A 15,628-nucleotide genomic window follows, 5' to 3' on the forward strand; every position below is an offset into this window, starting at 1 on the left:
GTGGAGGTGTGGCGATGCTTACTCAAACGTACAGTAAGGTTGAAGAGATACTTAAGAAGTACGAATACAAGAAAGAGATGCTTATCAAAATCTTGCTCGAAGTCCAAAAAGAGTACAGGCACATCCCAAAGGATGTTGTATACTACATCGGCACCGCACTTGGTATCCCTCCTGCCAAAATTTATGGTGTTGCAACATTTTACGCCCAGTTTTCTCTAAAACCGAAAGGTGAGTACACAATTCTTATCTGTGATGGAACTGCATGTCATATGGAAGGTTCAATGAGTCTTGTAAAAGCTATAGAAGAAGAAATAGGTATCAAACCAGGTGAAGTTACAGCAGATTTGAAATTCAGTCTCGATAAAGTCGGTTGTCTCGGTGCATGTGCACTTGCTCCAGCTATGGTAATAAACGATGAAGTTTACGGAAAACTCACTCCAGAACAGGTTAAAGAGATTCTGAGGAAACTCAGAGAGAGGAAGGAGGAAGAACAATGAGCACAGTTGTTGTAAATGAACCAATATTGAAAAGCCCTCAAGAATTGCTTGATTACATAGAAAAACTCAAAGAGAAAAGAGAAAGAAAGCTCCAAAAACCTTCAGTATATGTTTGTGTTGGAACTGGTTGTACAGCAAGTGGCTCAAGAAAAGTTTATGCGAGGTTTGTTGAAGTAATCAAAGAAAAAGGGCTTGATATAAAAATCGAGAAGCTCGATGAGAATGACGAACCAGTGAAGAAAACGGGATGTTGCGGGCTTTGTTCGCTTGGTCCACTGGTAAAGATAATGCCATATGGCATCACATATAGTCATGTTAAAGTGGATGACGTAGAGGAAATTGTTGAGAGAACACTTATAAAAGGAGAAGCCATTGAGCGTTTGCTTCTCACAGACCCAATTACTGACAAAAAAGTAGAAAGGTTAGAAGATGCTACATTTTTCAAGAATCAGACATTCTACATAATGGAAGCTGTCGGAACAAGTGAATGTGAAAGCATAGAAGATTATATGGCACGAGGCGGTTATTCTTCTCTTGCAAAAGTGCTCTCTGGAATGGATAGGCTTGAGATAATAAATATGGTGAAAGCTTCTGGATTACGTGGGCGTGGTGGCGGAGGCTTTCCAACAGGTTTGAAATGGGAAGCTGCGTATAAAAGCCAAGGTGACATCAAATACGTTGTTTGTAACGCCGATGAAGGTGACCCCGGAGCGTTTATGAATAGAACACTTCTTGAAAGAGACCCACATTCTGTTCTCGAAGGAATGATTATCGCAGCTTATGCAATAGGTGCAAGAAAAGGTTACGCTTACATAAGAGCCGAGTATCCAATCGCGGTCGAGATGTTCAATAAGGCAATAGAAGATGCAAAGAGATACGGTCTTCTTGGTGAAAATATACTCGGAACAGATTTCTCTTTCGAGCTTTACGTCAAAGAAGGTGCAGGAGCTTTTGTGTGTGGTGAGGAAACAGCACTCCTTGCGTCGATTGAAGGTAAAAGGGGTGTTCCAAGACCAAGACCACCATATCCAGCACAAGCGGGTCTCTGGGGTAAGCCAACACTTATAAACAACGTCGAAACATATGCAAATGTTCCAAAGATAATCAGAGATGGTGTTGAGAATTACAGAAAACGCGGTGTTGAGAATTCACCTGGTACAAAGATGTTCTCTGTTACAGGACCACTGAAGCTAACAGGTATCATTGAAATTCAATTTGGGACTACGATTAGATACATTCTCGAAAATATCTGCGGCGGAACCTCGAACGGTAGAAAGATAAAGGCTATCCAGATTGGTGGACCATCGGGAGCTTGTCTGCCAGAGGAACTTTTCGACCTCCCACTTGATTACGATTCACTAAAATCTGTTGGTGCAATGGTTGGTTCGGGAGGTATCGTGGCAATAACAGATGACAGATGTATGGTCGAAGTAGCAAGGTTTTTCCTAGATTTCACGAAACGCGAATCTTGCGGAAAGTGTGTCCCATGCAGAGAAGGAACAATGCAAGCTTACAATATACTTGAAAAATTCACACAAGGTAAAGCAACATATGAAGACTTGGAAAACCTCGAATATTTATCAGAGATTATCAAGACAGCTTCACTCTGCGGTCTTGGAAAGACGGCTCCAAACCCAATTATCAGTACCCTTAAATATTTTAGGTCCGAATACATCGAACATATTGAAGGAAGATGTCCAAGCGGAATGTGTACCGCGTTCAAGAAATACGTGATTATACCAGAAAAATGTAAGAGCTGCAGCCTGTGTGCAAGAAGTTGTCCAAACGGCGCTATCACCGGCGAGAGAGGTAAACCGTATGTAATTGACCAAGAAAAGTGTATCAAATGTGGACTGTGTGTAACAAAGTGTAAGTTCGGTGCTATAGAACTTGTTGGTTGATCCTCAAGACCTGATTGTTAGTTTGGGAGGGTGATGGAGAATGAAGATAATAGTTAATGGAAGGGAAATAGAAATACGGGACGATGCAAGAAATGTGCTTGAAGCTCTTAGAGAAGTCGGTATCGAGATTCCAAACCTTTGTTATCTCTCAGAGACATCGATATACGGAGCTTGTAGGATGTGTCTTGTTGAAGTTGACGGAAAGGATATAGTGACATCTTGTACACTGCAACCAAGGGAAGGAATGGTAATAAAGACACATACACCGAAGATTTACGAGCTGAGAAAAGGTATACTCCAACTTTTACTTGCATCTCACGACGGTGACTGTACAACATGTGAGATGAACGGAAAGTGTAAGCTGCAAAAATATGCACAAGAGTTCGGATTGACAAATAACAGGTTTGAAAAGATTTCAAAGAAAACAATTACCGACACATCATCAGTCATTGTTAGGGACAATTCCAAGTGTATCCTTTGCGGAGATTGTGTAAGGGCATGTGATGAAATTCAATCGATTGCCGCAATAGATTTCGCTTACAGGGGTTTCGAAGCTCAGGTTGTTCCATCGTTTGAAGAGAAGCTAGAAAACACAGAATGTGTTCTCTGCGGTCAATGTGTTGCATATTGTCCAACAGGTGCATTAGCAATTAGAAATGATGTTGATAAAGTGTACAAGGCTATCGAAGAGGGAAAATACGTAATTGGTATGGTAGCACCTGCAGTGAGGGCATCTCTACAAGAAGAATTTGGCTTGGAAGACGATATGGCTGCAGCAGGTAGGATGGTCTCCCTTTTGAAGATGATAGGATTTAAGAAAGTTTTTGACGTTGCGTTTGCCGCAGACCTTGTTACTTACGAAGAAGCACATGAATTCATCGAAAGATTGGAAAAAGGAGAGAAATTACCGCAATTCACGTCATGTTGTCCCGGATGGGTTAAATTCGCTGAACAATACTATCCAGAATATCTGGCTAATCTATCAAGTGTGAAATCACCTCAAATGGCACTTGGAGCAATAATTAAGAAGTTCTATGCAAAGGAAATAGGTGTTGATCCAAAAGATATCGTGCTCGTTTCAATAATGCCATGTACAGCTAAAAAATTCGAAGCGGAAAGGGAAGAATTTAATGGAGATGTTGACATTGTCCTCACAACAAGAGAAGTTGTAAAGATAATTAAGTCAACGGGAATTGATATAAGAATGGTAGAGCCCGAACCATTTGATAGACCGTTTGGACTTTCATCTCAATCTGGTTTGAGCTTTGGTAAAAGCGGAGGCGTTCTTGGAAGTGTTGTGAATGTCATTAACGAGATAATTGGAATAAAGAACATAGAAACAAAACAAATTTCCGAAGGTGTGAGACTAATAACGATTGAACTTAGCAACGGTAAGGTCGTAAAAGGCATTGCAGTCTTCGGACTTGGAAACACCAGAAAGATTGTTGATTCAATAAAAGCTGGAGAACTGGATGTAGATATTGTCGAAGTTATGGCGTGCAATTACGGTTGTATTGGCGGTGGTGGACAACCATATCCAAACGATGTAAGAACAAGAGAAAAGAGAGCAAAGATTCTCAGAGAAGTTCAAAGTATCGACGTACTGATTTCACCAACTGAAAACTTCCATATGCTTCAATTGTATGAAAGATATCTCAATAAACCCCTTAGTCACGAGGCACACGAGGTAATTCACACACATTACAAACACAGAAGGAGAGTTCAAGAAGAAGAAATCGACATACTACCTCTTCCAGAAGAATCCGAAGACAAAGTTAAGGTAAGCGTGTGCTTGGGTACATCTTGCTACTCGAAAGGTTCATATGAAATCCTTGAAAAACTCATTTCAGTCGCAAACAAAGAAGAATGGGCAAGGAACTTAGAAATTAAAGGAACGTTCTGCGTAGAAAACTGTGGAAAAGCACCAAACGTCGTAGTAAATGATATAATAGTATCTGAAGCAACAATCGAGAAAGTAAAAGAGGTGGCTTTGAATGAACTTAGAAGAACGAAAGGGGATTCTTCGGTTTCCAAAAGCAACGTTTGAACGTCTGAAACTGTACCACGCACTTTTGAGCCAGCTTCTTATCGAGGGTAAGCAATACGTTTTGTCTGAAGAAATTGCAGAGATGCTTCGTATCACTCCGGAGCAAGTAAGGAAAGACTTCTCTTTCCTTGAGACAAAGGGAAAACCAAAAGTAGGTTACGTGATTAAGGAATTGCTCAACGAACTTGATGAGCTTTTTGGAACCGGAGTAGATGAGAACATTATAATCATTGGAGCAGGACATCTTGGAAGTGCGCTTGCGAATTACAAGGGATTCAAAAATATAGGCATAAGGGTCGCAGCAATATTCGATAACGATCCAAACAAGATAGGAACGATGGTTGGCGAACTTATGGTGCTTCCGTTAAAAGACTTGTCGAGGGTCATTCGAAGATTTAGAGTGAAGATAGCAGCTATCTGTGTTCCAGAAAATGCTGCACAACAAGTTGCCGATTTGCTGGTAAGCCATGGAATAAAGGCTCTCTGGAACTTTTCTACAAGAATATTAGACGTACCAGAAGATATAATCGTGCAAAATGAAGATATAACAAGGGGATTACTCGGATTGAAACACATGCTGGCAGAAAAAGAAAGGATAGAGGCTGAAAGTGTAAACAAAAAACAAAATCTCACATCTAAATGATATTACGATATCCAAGCAATGTTTGGACAGTTAGTCGGCCTTCGAACAATAGTGCGCCACGCGCATATACATAGTGAGGAACGACCTCACAACGGCCACCACACCTTCCCACCCCGGTTAGCAACCGGGGACTTTTTTTTACAAACGAAAAATGCCGGGTTATCCCGGCATTTTCCATTGTTTTTCGTTAGTTTAATGCTCAGAAGTTCAGAGTTCTATCCCATACACCTTCGAGTATTTTTCTTTCACGTATCTAACAAATGGTTCGTAAGATAGTGGCTTACCGGTTACCATCTTGATTAATTCAGCAGGTTCATACATTTTCCCTTTCGAGTGAATCTTTTCTCGCAGAAAGTCTTTGATGACATAGAACTCTCCCTTTGAAACTATATCTTCAAAGTCAATTTCTTCTTCTAACTTCTCAAATATTTGAGCAGCGTAAAGATTACCAAGTGCATACGTTGGGAAGTAACCAAAGTTTCCACCATACCAGTGCGGGTCTTGCATGCAACCGAGCGTGTTATTCGGGACTTCCAAGCCTATATACTTTTTGAATAATTCATTCCACTTTTCGGGGATATCTTTCACACTCAATTCACCGTTGATTAATGCGCGTTCAATTTCGAATCGTATGATTATATGTAAGTTATACGTTACCTCATCAGCTTCTGTTCTGATGTAGGACCTTTGGACTCTGTTCACTGCTCTCCAAATATCTTCAACCGTGTAGTTTTTCATTTCTGGAACAATTTCCACAAACTTTTGGTATATTCCTTTCCAGAATGCCAGGCTCCTACCCACTATATTCTCCCAAAAACGGGATTGACTTTCATCAAAACCATACGAAGCACTGCTACCAATTGGTAAACCATAGAATTCTGCCGGAATGGAGAGCGCATACAACGCATGCCCAAATTCATGAATCGTTGAATAGATAGAGTTCCTCATATCGTTCGCAATATACCTTGTTGTTATACGCACATCGTTTAGACCTATCGGATTAGTAAATGGATGTGCTGATACATCTAACCTGCCCTTGTTGAAATCGTACTTAAGGTAATGCAATAACCAAGTACTAAATTCCTTTTGTTTTTCAACACTGATTTCTCTATCAAATGGGTCTTCTGTTTTTGGTAGGCTCTCTATTTTCTTAAGCACTTCGAGAGTAAAAGTCTTAACATTGTTAAATATCTGCTCCACACTCATTGCTCTCATACCAGGTTCGTAAAGGTCAAGTAAAGCGTCGTATGGTTCTTCATCGTAACCTAAAATCTCTGCATACTTTCTGGATAGTTCTACAAGTTTTTCAAGCAAGGGTCTTACTTCTTCAAAATCTCCTCTTGGTTTTGCAATTTCCCATTTCTGTTCAAGCATCGTTGAAGTCATCATTATCTCCTGAAAGAGTTCTGGAGGAACTTTTTTATACTTGTAATACTCCTTCTTTCCAACAGAAACTATCTTTTCTTCGATTTCATTTTGTGGTTGTGCAGTTTCCAAAAGTGTGCCAAGAGCATCATCGATCATGGATTTGAAAGCATAGGTGCCTATTTCGGATAAAACCTCTGCCCTGTAAGGACCTGCATCTTTTGGCATATAAGTCTGCATATCCCAGTAAAGTAAAGAAGCTGCGCTGTAATACTTTGCCACCCGTTTGTAGTAATTCTTTAGCTCTTCCATATATACTCCTCCTAACTTCTCTAATAACATATCATCAGAGTACAAACTCTAAATCTACGCTGCTCAACCTGTAATGCAATGCTTCACTAACAGCTCTTGCATCAACAATATCATCACCATTGAGGTCTGCGATGGTTCTTGAAACTTTCAAGATTTTATCTATAGCCCTTCCTGAAAGCTTGTGCTTTGTGACAAAAAGTTTCAAAATCTCCTCTGCTTTGTCGTCCAGTCTAATATACTTCTCAACCATTTTGTGCGTCAACTTTGCATTTAGCTTTATATTCTCTTCTTTGTATCTATGCATCTGTTTTTCTCGCGCTTTCATTACCCTTTCACGAATTTGCTCACTCGATTCCCCGTCTGTTTGTAAAATTTTTCCACGCATCTCTTCGTACGAGACCCTGGGAACCTGAATTTGAATGTCTATCCTATCAAGTATCGGACCTGAGATATTTTTCCAGTATCTTCTAATTTCATAAGAAGAACATTTGCAGGCTATTTCTTTGTCTCCATAGTAACCACATGGACAGGGATTCATCGCCGCAATTAACTGAAAGTTGGCCGGAAAGATATGCGTGGCTTTTGAACGAGAAACAGTAACCACTCCATCTTCAAGAGGTTCACGGAGCGCTTCCAAAACATCCCTTCGAAATTCAGGAAGCTCATCCAAGAACAACACACCATTGTGAGCAAGGGTCACCTCTCCAGGCTTGACGTTGGTACCTCCGCCAATTATAGCCACCGCACTTGAAGTATGGTGCGGACTTCTGAACGGTCTTTTAGTGATAAGTTTTGAATCCAACAGACCAATAGCACTATATATTTTCGAAGTTTCGATGATTTCCTGTTCACTCATAGGTGGCAGTATAGTTGGAAACCTTCGAGCAAACATTGTTTTTCCCGTGCCTGGTGGTCCAACCATCAGTACATTATGTCCACCGCTTGCTGCAACTTCTAAAGCTCGTTTTGGAACTAAATGCCCACGGATATCCGAAAAGTCCACTTCGTGGTTTTCAATATCAAAGCTCGGTGTTTCATACTCAATTTGAGGAAAGTTCCCTGTCTTAATTGCTTGGACCGCTTCGTAGAGATTTTTAAAAGGTAGGAATTTTGCTTTAGTAGCTACAGCTTCAGGGATATTATCCGCAGGGATGATAAAGGTAGTCGAAGGATTCTGAAATTCCAACAATATAGGAAGGACACCTTTGACTTTTTTGACGCTTCCATCTAAACCTAACTCTCCAATAACAACAGCGTTGAAGGAAGGTATGTGTTTTGCTGCTCCTAAAATAGCTAATGCAATTGCAAAATCTAAAAAGGTACCTTCTTTTTTAACATCTCCAGGTGCTAAGTTAACAGTGATAAGCCCATCGGGCATAGAAACATTTGAATTCTTGAAAGCACTGAGAATTCTTTGCTTGCTCTCTTTAACTGCGGTATCTGGTAGTCCGACAATGTTGATGTCTCTTTTTACGCTCCGCGAGTTTATATCTACCTCCACATTTACCAGAAGCGGAGTTATACCAACAATAACTGCCGACTTCGTGCTGAAAAACATCCTCCTATCCCCCTTGTTCTTTCATTAACTCGTAGACCCTTTGAGCAATTCGTGCAGTTAACCCCCAGATTATATAGTTTTCATATTTGTAAAAAATGACCTTATAAACCCCTCGCTTCCAATTGTATTCTTTTCCAAAAGGTATGAGATGATATGGAAAGTCTTCACGCGGTTTGAGTTCTACATCGACGTAACCAATGGAATAGGGTTTTTCAAAGTGTTCAAGTGGGACTAAAAAGGTTTCCTTCACCTCACTTTTGTTTATACAAAGTTCGTAGAGGTCTACAGAAACAGCAAATGGGTATACAACTGAATTGAAAGGTGTGATAAGTGGTTCCACTTCGAAAAGTAATTTAACAGTTTGAAGTCCTGTCTCTTCTTTAAGCTCCCTTAAGGCTGCTTCATATGGTTGCTCATTTTCTTCAATGCGCCCACCTGGAAACGATACTTCCAACGGTTGTGGGATGTTTTCCGACCTCACTTCAAAAAGAATTTTACGCTCATAAACAGGAACACATACTGCGTAGTAATTAAATTCACCAAGGAAGCGTTTCAAAAGCTCACCTCTGTCTTTCAAAAATAGTTCTTAAAACTTGTGATGGATTATTTAACAGCAGAGTTCCAGTTCATCGGGTTTCCATAGAGACTGTTCCAATATCCAGAAGGCGTATCGTTAACATAATAGCATCTCACTTCTTTACCAAAGACAAATAAGTAACCATTACTTAAACTTATGTATTTTCCATTTGGAACGGTATCTGTAAACAAAACCTTCTTAGTATTTTTATCAATAACCTGGAATTTGCCATTTGAATCGATAACATAGAGCTTTTCTTTTCCTAGAACAGCATCAGTGATTTCGGCCGAAATAGTCAAGAAATTGTTCTTTTCTTTGAAAACGACTGTGCCTTCTTTCATAGGTATGAATTCATAAACGTTTCCATATTCGTCTATAAGTGAAAAACCTACTTGTTTACTGACGTAAGGTGTTTCTAAGTATATCGGTAGGTTTTTAGGTTTCCCTGCAAAACTATCTATGCTTTTATCCCTCCAAAGATTCCCAGCACCATCGACAACATAAACCTTCCCTGAAAGAGACACCGATGGCGGTATTGAAGGATAGGTCCCTACTTTGTACGAGCTTTTTATGGTTCCCGTTTTTCCTTCATCTTTGATAATATAAAGCGTTCCTTTATCCGTAACCACGTATAACAAATATCCATCCCAAGCAGGACCATATGCGATATCACTGTCAAGTGAGAGTTTCCATGCAAGTGTTCCGTCTTCTCTTAACGCATAGATGGTGTCATCCCAAGACCCGACGTAGATATGATTACCAACTGTAGTATGCGCAGTTATGACAAAGTTTGTTCGGTATGACCATATTATCTTTCCACCATCAATTGCAATGACTGTACCTTTCGTTGTAGGCACATATGAAACAGTCCCTTTTACAGCAGGCTTGCCAGAGATGGAATCGTTTAAGACTACTTTCCACAGAAGTTCGTATAACTTTGGAGTTTTTGGTTGCTGTTGAGATTCTGAAGGCTTTACAATGGTTATTTCTTCTTTTTGTTGTTGTTCTTCACCAGATTGCTTTTGTGAAGTCGAAGGGGTAGTTGATTGTTGGACTGGAGACTGAACCGTTACTGGTTCTTGAACAACAGTAGTCTCTTCCTCTTCTTCACTAGTGGCAACAGGAACAAGAGATTTTACGGTAAATTTCAACTCTTTTTGTACAAGGTCAGCGGTAATCAAAAAATTTCCAGAATACAGGTACTTTCCATCTGTGAAAAGTGTTCCTTTGTATGGAAAAGTAGTGCTTAACCTTGCCGAACCTCGGTAGAAGTAAATCTTACTTCCGTCACTAAAGACATGATACCCAGCAAAGTAGACGTAATCTGAAAATTTTGGGTAGACTCTTTCAAGCTTCACGAACCTAACGTTTGAAATGTTAAAAAGTTGTGTTTGAGAGCCAAAAACCGCCATGTATTGTTCGGAAATCTTAAAGAAAGTCGCGTCTGTTGGGATAGACCACACAACGTTACCAGCGTAGTAACATACTATTTGGTTGCTCTCGATTCCAATTATGTAGTCTGATACAACATAAACGCTTTTCATCTTTGATGATACTGTTCCTATACTTGTTGCTGCTCCCTTTTCTATCTTGTACACTTTTGAGTTTGATAATACGTAGTTGATCCCGACACGTTGTGAATTTCTAATGTCTATTTTAGTAGTCCCGTCAAGAGAGTAAATACCATCGGTCGCCACATAGTAATACTGCGTACCATCGAAAAGCACATCTAATGCTGATACGCTCTTGAGAACATTACCAGCTTCATCAACAATACCTGAAGTTGTAACAATAAGAGCCCCGGAAAATAGCAGTGTAGCGAGCAAGAAAGATAGTGAAGTAACAGCCAGTAATCTTCTTTTCACAGCACATTACCCCCTGATAATCTACTTGATACTGCTTATGGATTAATCAACCAAACGTTCTTAATTATACGTTCAGTTATTTATTGGCGAGACCTGTAGAATCAAAAATTTTAGATACATCGTTTCAAGGATATTGTAGACTTGTGGATGGTCAACAGGCTGGCCACCTCTGTAAATTAACCTCAAAAGAACTTTAGCATCAATAGCGGCATCAACCAAAATAGATTCAAATTCACTCTGGGACACAACCTGCGTACAGGATGCTGTGGCAAGTAACCCGTCACTTTTCAGTAGTTTCATACTTCTATAGTTAATTTCTTTATAGCCTTTAAACGCTGCATCACGACTTGAAGCACTCTTAGCAAAAGACGGAGGGTCAAGAACTACTATATCGTATTTTTTCGATTTTTCATAACTGGATTTCAAGTAATCAAAAGCATTTGCAACGACAAAGTCCATTCTATCTTTATCAAAACCATTTAATTTTGCAATTTCCTTAGCTACTTCAATTGCACGCTCTGAATAGTCTACAAAAGTTACGTGCTTTGCTCCACCGCTAAGTAAGTGCATTCCAAAATTTCCGGTATACGAAAAACAATCGAGACAAATCTTGTCATGGGCAAACTCTCTGAGTTTTCTCGCATTCTCACGTTGGTCTAAGAACGCTCCCGTCTTTTGTCCCTTCGTATCAGCCAAGAACTTTATCCCGTTTATCTCAAAAGGTATGAGTTCTGGACCAGAGCCGTAAATCCAACCTGAGAATTCTTCAAGGCCTTCTTTCTTAACAGCATTTCCCTCAGTTCTTTCAAATATACCTGCCGGTGAGAAAATTTCAACGAGCACTTCCAAAATGAGGTTTTTAAGCTTGTTTATTCCAAGTGTATTAAATTGAATTGTAAGATATTCATCGAACTTATCCACAATGAGTCCAGGTAATCCGTCAGCTTCACCAAAGATAACCCTGTATGCATTCTCTCTTGTAATACTGTATCTATTTCTTATTGCTTGCAAAATTCTATTCTTTATAAATTCCCGGTTAATTTCTACCGGTTTTCTTGAAAGCAATCTGACCGTTATCTTAGATTTTGTATTGATGTATCCAATCCCCAAAAACTGATTTGCGAAAGTGTATACAAGGACTATATCTCCATCCTCAAAGCTGCCTTCTATCTTTTCAATTTCGTTATCGTAGACCCAAGGATGTCCATTAAATACACGACGTTTGATGTCTTTCTTTAAAATAACTTTCGCATTTCTGTTAACCACCGCCTATTTCACCTCTTAGCATGTCTTATAATCATCGCTTACGGTTAAATTATAGCATAGATTTCGCTTTTCTCAATCGTGTTGGTATTTTGAAAAAAATTGAGTAAACTCTCGGTATTAAATGGTCTAAACAATAAAACGTTATAAGATTCTCATAGCGAACGATTTCGGGATTTTCTACAGCGAGGTCTTAAGGATTATAATTTTGTTGAAAAACGTTCGAGAATTAAACTTTTCGTGAAAAAACTCAACACTCTGGGGAAGGGGAGTGGCTGCAACATGCGGATAAAGGAACATCCTATTCTTAGTGTTCCGAGTGAGAAAACTTACTTAACGTTCTACTTTGAAGGGCAAACTGTTTACGCAACTTCGGAAGATACGATTGCAAGTGCTCTTATTGCAAACGGCTTTGATGTTTTCGGTTTCACAGAGCACAACCATCCTAGAGGTTTTTTCTGTGCTATAGGTAAGTGTTCTGCCTGCCTTGTGGAAGTTGATGGGATTCCTAACGTTAGAGCTTGTATAACCCCCGTAAGAGAAGGGATGCATGTCAGAATGCAAGTTGGAAGGGGGAAACCAAAATGGTAAGGCGCGTCAAAGCACTCGTTGTTGGTTCAGGACCAGCTGGATTAACCGGAGCGATAGCTATAGCAGAATCTCTTGGAGATGGTAAAGATGTGGTAATTATAGACGAAGGAATCGAACCTGGTGGTCAACTTCCAAAGCAAACACACAAATTCTTTGGTCACGAAGGATTCTACGCCTCGGTAAGGGGATTTGAAATTGGGAACTTACTTGTCAAAAAAGTTAAAAGTCTTGGAGTTGAAATAATACAGCAAGCAACGGTAACAGGTATATATGAAGACGTAATAACTGTTTACGATAGGGTAAATAACATTGTGAATGAGTATTTAGCTGATTATCTGCTAATTGCAACTGGGGCAACAGAAAAATTTTTAGCCTTCAAAAATAACACTCTCCCTGGTGTTTATGGAGCTGGTGCTGTTCAGACGCTAATGAACCAATACAGAGTTCTCCCAGGTCAATCGTTCCTTATCGTTGGTGCAGGTAATATAGGGCTTATCGTTGCATATCAGTTAGTTCAAGCGGGTGCAAAAGTAAAAGCTATTGTTGAAGCTTCATCACGCGTTGGTGGATACGCTGTTCACGCGAATAAAGTCAAAAGGCTTGGAATACCCATATTGTTAAAACATACGATTCTTGAAGCAATTGGAAATGACAAGGTTCAAGGCGCAGTTGTAGCTGAAGTTGATGAAAGATTTAAACCAGTTCCTGGAACGGAAAAAGAATTTGTTGTTGATGCCATATGTCTGGCTGTTGGTTTGCAACCAAATGTTGAGCTTGTTGCTCAAACTGGCGCAAAACTTGTTTACATACCCGAATTAGGAGGGTATGTGCCTTTGCGTAACGAGAACATGAGAACAACCGTGCACAACGTATTTGTCGCTGGAGACCTGTCGGGAATAGAAGAGGCAACAACTGCTATGATTGAAGGATACATTGCTGGTTACAATATCGCACAGGAACTAACGGGAAAATCATTTGAAGAAAAGATTGAAAAAATGAAAAAAGAGCTCGAAGAGTTTAGAAGAGGACCTTTCTCCAAAAAGGTTAGGGACGGACTAAAAAAGATGGGCATTGTGTTTCCTGAAGGAGGATACAGAGAAGAGCAACAAGTTGACAAAGGACCGATAGGAAAATTAAGAGCGGTTATAGAATGCCCACAAGCTATACCTTGCAATCCATGTGAAACATCGTGCCCGACTGGAGCAATAAACGTCGGTTGGAATATTAATAGCATACCTCAAATAGATTATACCAAATGCATTGGTTGTGGGGTTTGCGTTATGAAATGTCCAGGTCTTGCAATATTTATGGTTCAGGAGAAGGATGAGTACTCACTGGTTGGTATCCCGTATGAACTACTTCCAATACCAGACAATGGCATGAAGGTAAAACTTTTGGACAGAGAAGGTAAAGACGTTGCCGATGGAGAAGTGGACCATGTGGTTCTAAACAACAAGGGAAAAACACACGTAGTATTTCTCAGAGTGCCAAAAGGATACGAAGATGTAGTTAGAAGTTTCCGAATACCAGCTAAGTCAGATGAATTTATCTGCAGATGCGAGGAAATAACAAAAGAAGATATCGAAAGAGTTATAGACATGGGTATTACAGATTACGAAGAACTCAGAAGAGTGTTAAGAATAGGTATGGGACCGTGTGGTGGAAAGACCTGCAGGACTTTAACTTTACAAATCCTTTCAGAGAAGACAGGTAGACCTATTTCTGAAATAGAACTTGGAGCCTACCGCCCCCCAACAATGCCAACTCCATTTGAAGCTGTGATCAAGTCCGAATTGACTGAGAAAAGTGAGATTTCTGGCAGCATACAAGGGGGTGTCAAAGATGAGTGAAGTTAAAAAGTATGATGTATGCATAATAGGTGGGGGTATAACAGGAACTGCTTTGGGGTATTTTTTATGCAAACTTGGAAAAACTTCCATTGCGATATTCGAAAAATCGTACCTTTCATCAGGGTCAACAGGTAGATGCGCTGGCGGAATTAGACAACAATGGTCAACTAGACCAAATGTGCGTTTAGCAATGAGAAGTGTTAAATTATTCGAAAGATTCAAAGAAGATGTCGGTATGGATATAGAATACAAACAGGGTGGATATTTGGTACTCTCATACAGCGAAGAGGAAGCTGAACAATTTGAAAAGAACGTCAAAATGCAACGTGAAGAAGGGCTAAACGTAGAAATCCTGACTCCTAAACAGGTTTCTGAAAGATACCCGTACATAAACACCGAAGGGTTGGTTATGGCTACGTTTTGCCAAACGGATGGTCATGCCAATCCGCATAAAGCCGTTATCGGTTATGCGCAAGCAATTAGAAGAATGGATGGGCACATATATACCCACACAGAAGTAAAGAATATTGACGTTGCAAACGGGAAAGTTATAGGCATCGATACGACAGCTGGGTACTTTGCATGTGACGTAGTTGTCAACGCCTCAGGACCATGGTCAAATGAGGTCTCAAAACTTGTCGGTGTTGACCTTCTGACCGAGAGTTACAGACATCAAATTTTGGTGACCGAGCCGTTAGAGAACTTCTTCCCAATGATGGCAATAAGCTTTTCCGGTAATTTTTACATGCGTCAAACCCTCCATGGACAATTCATAATGGGACAAGGTGATAAAGATGAAAAACCAGGACTCAACTTCAACGTCACGTACAAATTTGAAAAAGAGCTAGCAAATAAAATGGTTAGAATTTTCCCATTCCTAAAAAATGTCAGGATAATACGACACTGGAGTGGAATGTACAACATGTCACCTGATGCCCAACCAATAATTGGTGCAAGCGAAAAGGTAAAAGGATATTATTACGCAGTAGGCTATTCAGGCCATGGTTTCATGGTAGCACCTGCCGTTGGTGAAGCGCTTGCAGAATTAATAGTATTTGGAAAGACGCTACACACCGATCTCTCCTACCTTGATATAAAAAGATTCGAAGGTCAGGTTTCGGAAAGAGAGAAAAACGTGGTATAATTTAAGTAGTGTTAG

At 40.0% G+C, this 15,628-nt stretch carries 12 protein-coding genes; 7 read left to right on the forward strand and 5 right to left on the reverse strand.

The genetic code is table 11. The annotated features are described in order from the left end of the window. Positions 1-14: 14 nt before the first annotated feature. Genes nuoE through FERPE_RS04245 form a run of 4 tightly spaced genes read left to right on the forward strand, consistent with a single transcriptional unit; the run spans position 15 to position 5,088 of the window. Positions 15-497 (forward strand): NADH-quinone oxidoreductase subunit NuoE, encoded by a 483-nt coding sequence (gene nuoE, locus FERPE_RS04230; RefSeq protein ID WP_014451416.1) that lies wholly within the window; start codon positions 15-17, stop codon positions 495-497. Continuing rightward, complete coding sequence (locus tag FERPE_RS04235; RefSeq protein ID WP_014451417.1) at positions 494-2,398, forward strand: NADH-quinone oxidoreductase subunit NuoF; 1,905 nt, start codon at positions 494-496, stop codon at positions 2,396-2,398. The genes nuoE and FERPE_RS04235 overlap by 4 nt, the downstream gene beginning before the upstream one ends. 40 nt (positions 2,399-2,438) lie before the next feature. Next, positions 2,439-4,445 carry a [FeFe] hydrogenase, group A gene (locus tag FERPE_RS04240; RefSeq protein ID WP_014451418.1) on the forward strand — a complete coding sequence of 669 codons (2,007 nt, stop codon included), beginning with the start codon at positions 2,439-2,441 and terminating at the stop codon, positions 4,443-4,445. After that, on the forward strand, positions 4,393-5,088 hold the full coding sequence (locus FERPE_RS04245) for a redox-sensing transcriptional repressor Rex (RefSeq protein WP_014451419.1): 696 nt from the start codon (positions 4,393-4,395) through the stop codon (positions 5,086-5,088). The genes FERPE_RS04240 and FERPE_RS04245 overlap by 53 nt, the downstream gene beginning before the upstream one ends. A gap of 207 nt (positions 5,089-5,295) precedes the next feature. Here the strand turns inward: FERPE_RS04245 and FERPE_RS04250 are convergent, their stop codons facing one another. The 5 genes from FERPE_RS04250 to FERPE_RS04270 all read right to left on the reverse strand — a co-directional run bounded on the left by FERPE_RS04250 (position 5,296) and on the right by FERPE_RS04270 (position 12,031). Continuing rightward, entirely contained in the window at positions 5,296-6,765 is a 1,470-nt protein-coding gene (locus tag FERPE_RS04250; RefSeq protein WP_014451420.1) for a carboxypeptidase M32, read from the reverse strand. Positions 6,766-6,799: 34 nt separating this feature from the next. Beyond that, on the reverse strand, positions 6,800-8,323 hold the full coding sequence (locus tag FERPE_RS04255; RefSeq protein ID WP_014451421.1) for a YifB family Mg chelatase-like AAA ATPase: 1,524 nt from the start codon (positions 8,321-8,323) through the stop codon (positions 6,800-6,802). 4 nt (positions 8,324-8,327) lie between these two features. Then, positions 8,328-8,879, reverse strand: coding sequence for an NUDIX hydrolase (locus tag FERPE_RS04260; protein WP_014451422.1), 552 nt, complete (start codon positions 8,877-8,879; stop codon positions 8,328-8,330). 47 nt (positions 8,880-8,926) lie between these two features. Further along, entirely contained in the window at positions 8,927-10,765 is a 1,839-nt protein-coding gene (locus FERPE_RS04265; protein WP_014451423.1) for an outer membrane protein assembly factor BamB family protein, read from the reverse strand. 72 nt (positions 10,766-10,837) lie between these two features. Continuing rightward, entirely contained in the window at positions 10,838-12,031 is a 1,194-nt protein-coding gene (locus FERPE_RS04270) for a class I SAM-dependent rRNA methyltransferase (RefSeq protein WP_014451424.1), read from the reverse strand. Between the two features lie 279 nt (positions 12,032-12,310). Here FERPE_RS04270 and FERPE_RS04275 point away from each other — a divergent pair, with 279 nt between their 5' ends. Genes FERPE_RS04275 through FERPE_RS04285 form a run of 3 tightly spaced genes read left to right on the forward strand, consistent with a single transcriptional unit; the run spans position 12,311 to position 15,613 of the window. Further along, positions 12,311-12,619, forward strand: a complete 309-nt coding sequence (locus tag FERPE_RS04275; RefSeq protein ID WP_014451425.1) for a (2Fe-2S)-binding protein — start codon at positions 12,311-12,313, stop codon at positions 12,617-12,619. Then, positions 12,613-14,469 carry an FAD-dependent oxidoreductase gene (locus FERPE_RS04280; RefSeq protein WP_014451426.1) on the forward strand — a complete coding sequence of 619 codons (1,857 nt, stop codon included), beginning with the start codon at positions 12,613-12,615 and terminating at the stop codon, positions 14,467-14,469. The genes FERPE_RS04275 and FERPE_RS04280 overlap by 7 nt, the downstream gene beginning before the upstream one ends. After that, the gene (locus FERPE_RS04285) at positions 14,462-15,613 is read left to right on the forward strand and encodes an NAD(P)/FAD-dependent oxidoreductase (protein ID WP_014451427.1); all 1,152 of its coding nucleotides are present in this window, start codon (positions 14,462-14,464) and stop codon (positions 15,611-15,613) included. The genes FERPE_RS04280 and FERPE_RS04285 overlap by 8 nt, the downstream gene beginning before the upstream one ends. Positions 15,614-15,628 lie beyond the last annotated feature (15 nt).

Source organism: Fervidobacterium pennivorans DSM 9078 (genome assembly GCF_000235405.2).
Classification (GTDB): Bacteria; Thermotogota; Thermotogae; order Thermotogales; family Fervidobacteriaceae; genus Fervidobacterium; species Fervidobacterium pennivorans.

Coding starts and splice junctions, on each gene's coding strand:
- FERPE_RS04250 (WP_014451420.1), bottom strand. CDS start 6,765: ATGGAAGAGCTAAAGAATTACTACAAACGGGTGGCAAAGTATTACAGC.
- FERPE_RS04275 (WP_014451425.1), top strand. CDS start 12,311: ATGCGGATAAAGGAACATCCTATTCTTAGTGTTCCGAGTGAGAAAACT.
- FERPE_RS04285 (WP_014451427.1), top strand. CDS start 14,462: ATGAGTGAAGTTAAAAAGTATGATGTATGCATAATAGGTGGGGGTATA.
- FERPE_RS04255 (WP_014451421.1), bottom strand. CDS start 8,323: ATGTTTTTCAGCACGAAGTCGGCAGTTATTGTTGGTATAACTCCGCTT.
- FERPE_RS04240 (WP_014451418.1), top strand. CDS start 2,439: ATGAAGATAATAGTTAATGGAAGGGAAATAGAAATACGGGACGATGCA.
- nuoE (WP_014451416.1), top strand. CDS start 15: ATGCTTACTCAAACGTACAGTAAGGTTGAAGAGATACTTAAGAAGTAC.
- FERPE_RS04280 (WP_014451426.1), top strand. CDS start 12,613: ATGGTAAGGCGCGTCAAAGCACTCGTTGTTGGTTCAGGACCAGCTGGA.
- FERPE_RS04235 (WP_014451417.1), top strand. CDS start 494: ATGAGCACAGTTGTTGTAAATGAACCAATATTGAAAAGCCCTCAAGAA.
- FERPE_RS04245 (WP_014451419.1), top strand. CDS start 4,393: ATGAACTTAGAAGAACGAAAGGGGATTCTTCGGTTTCCAAAAGCAACG.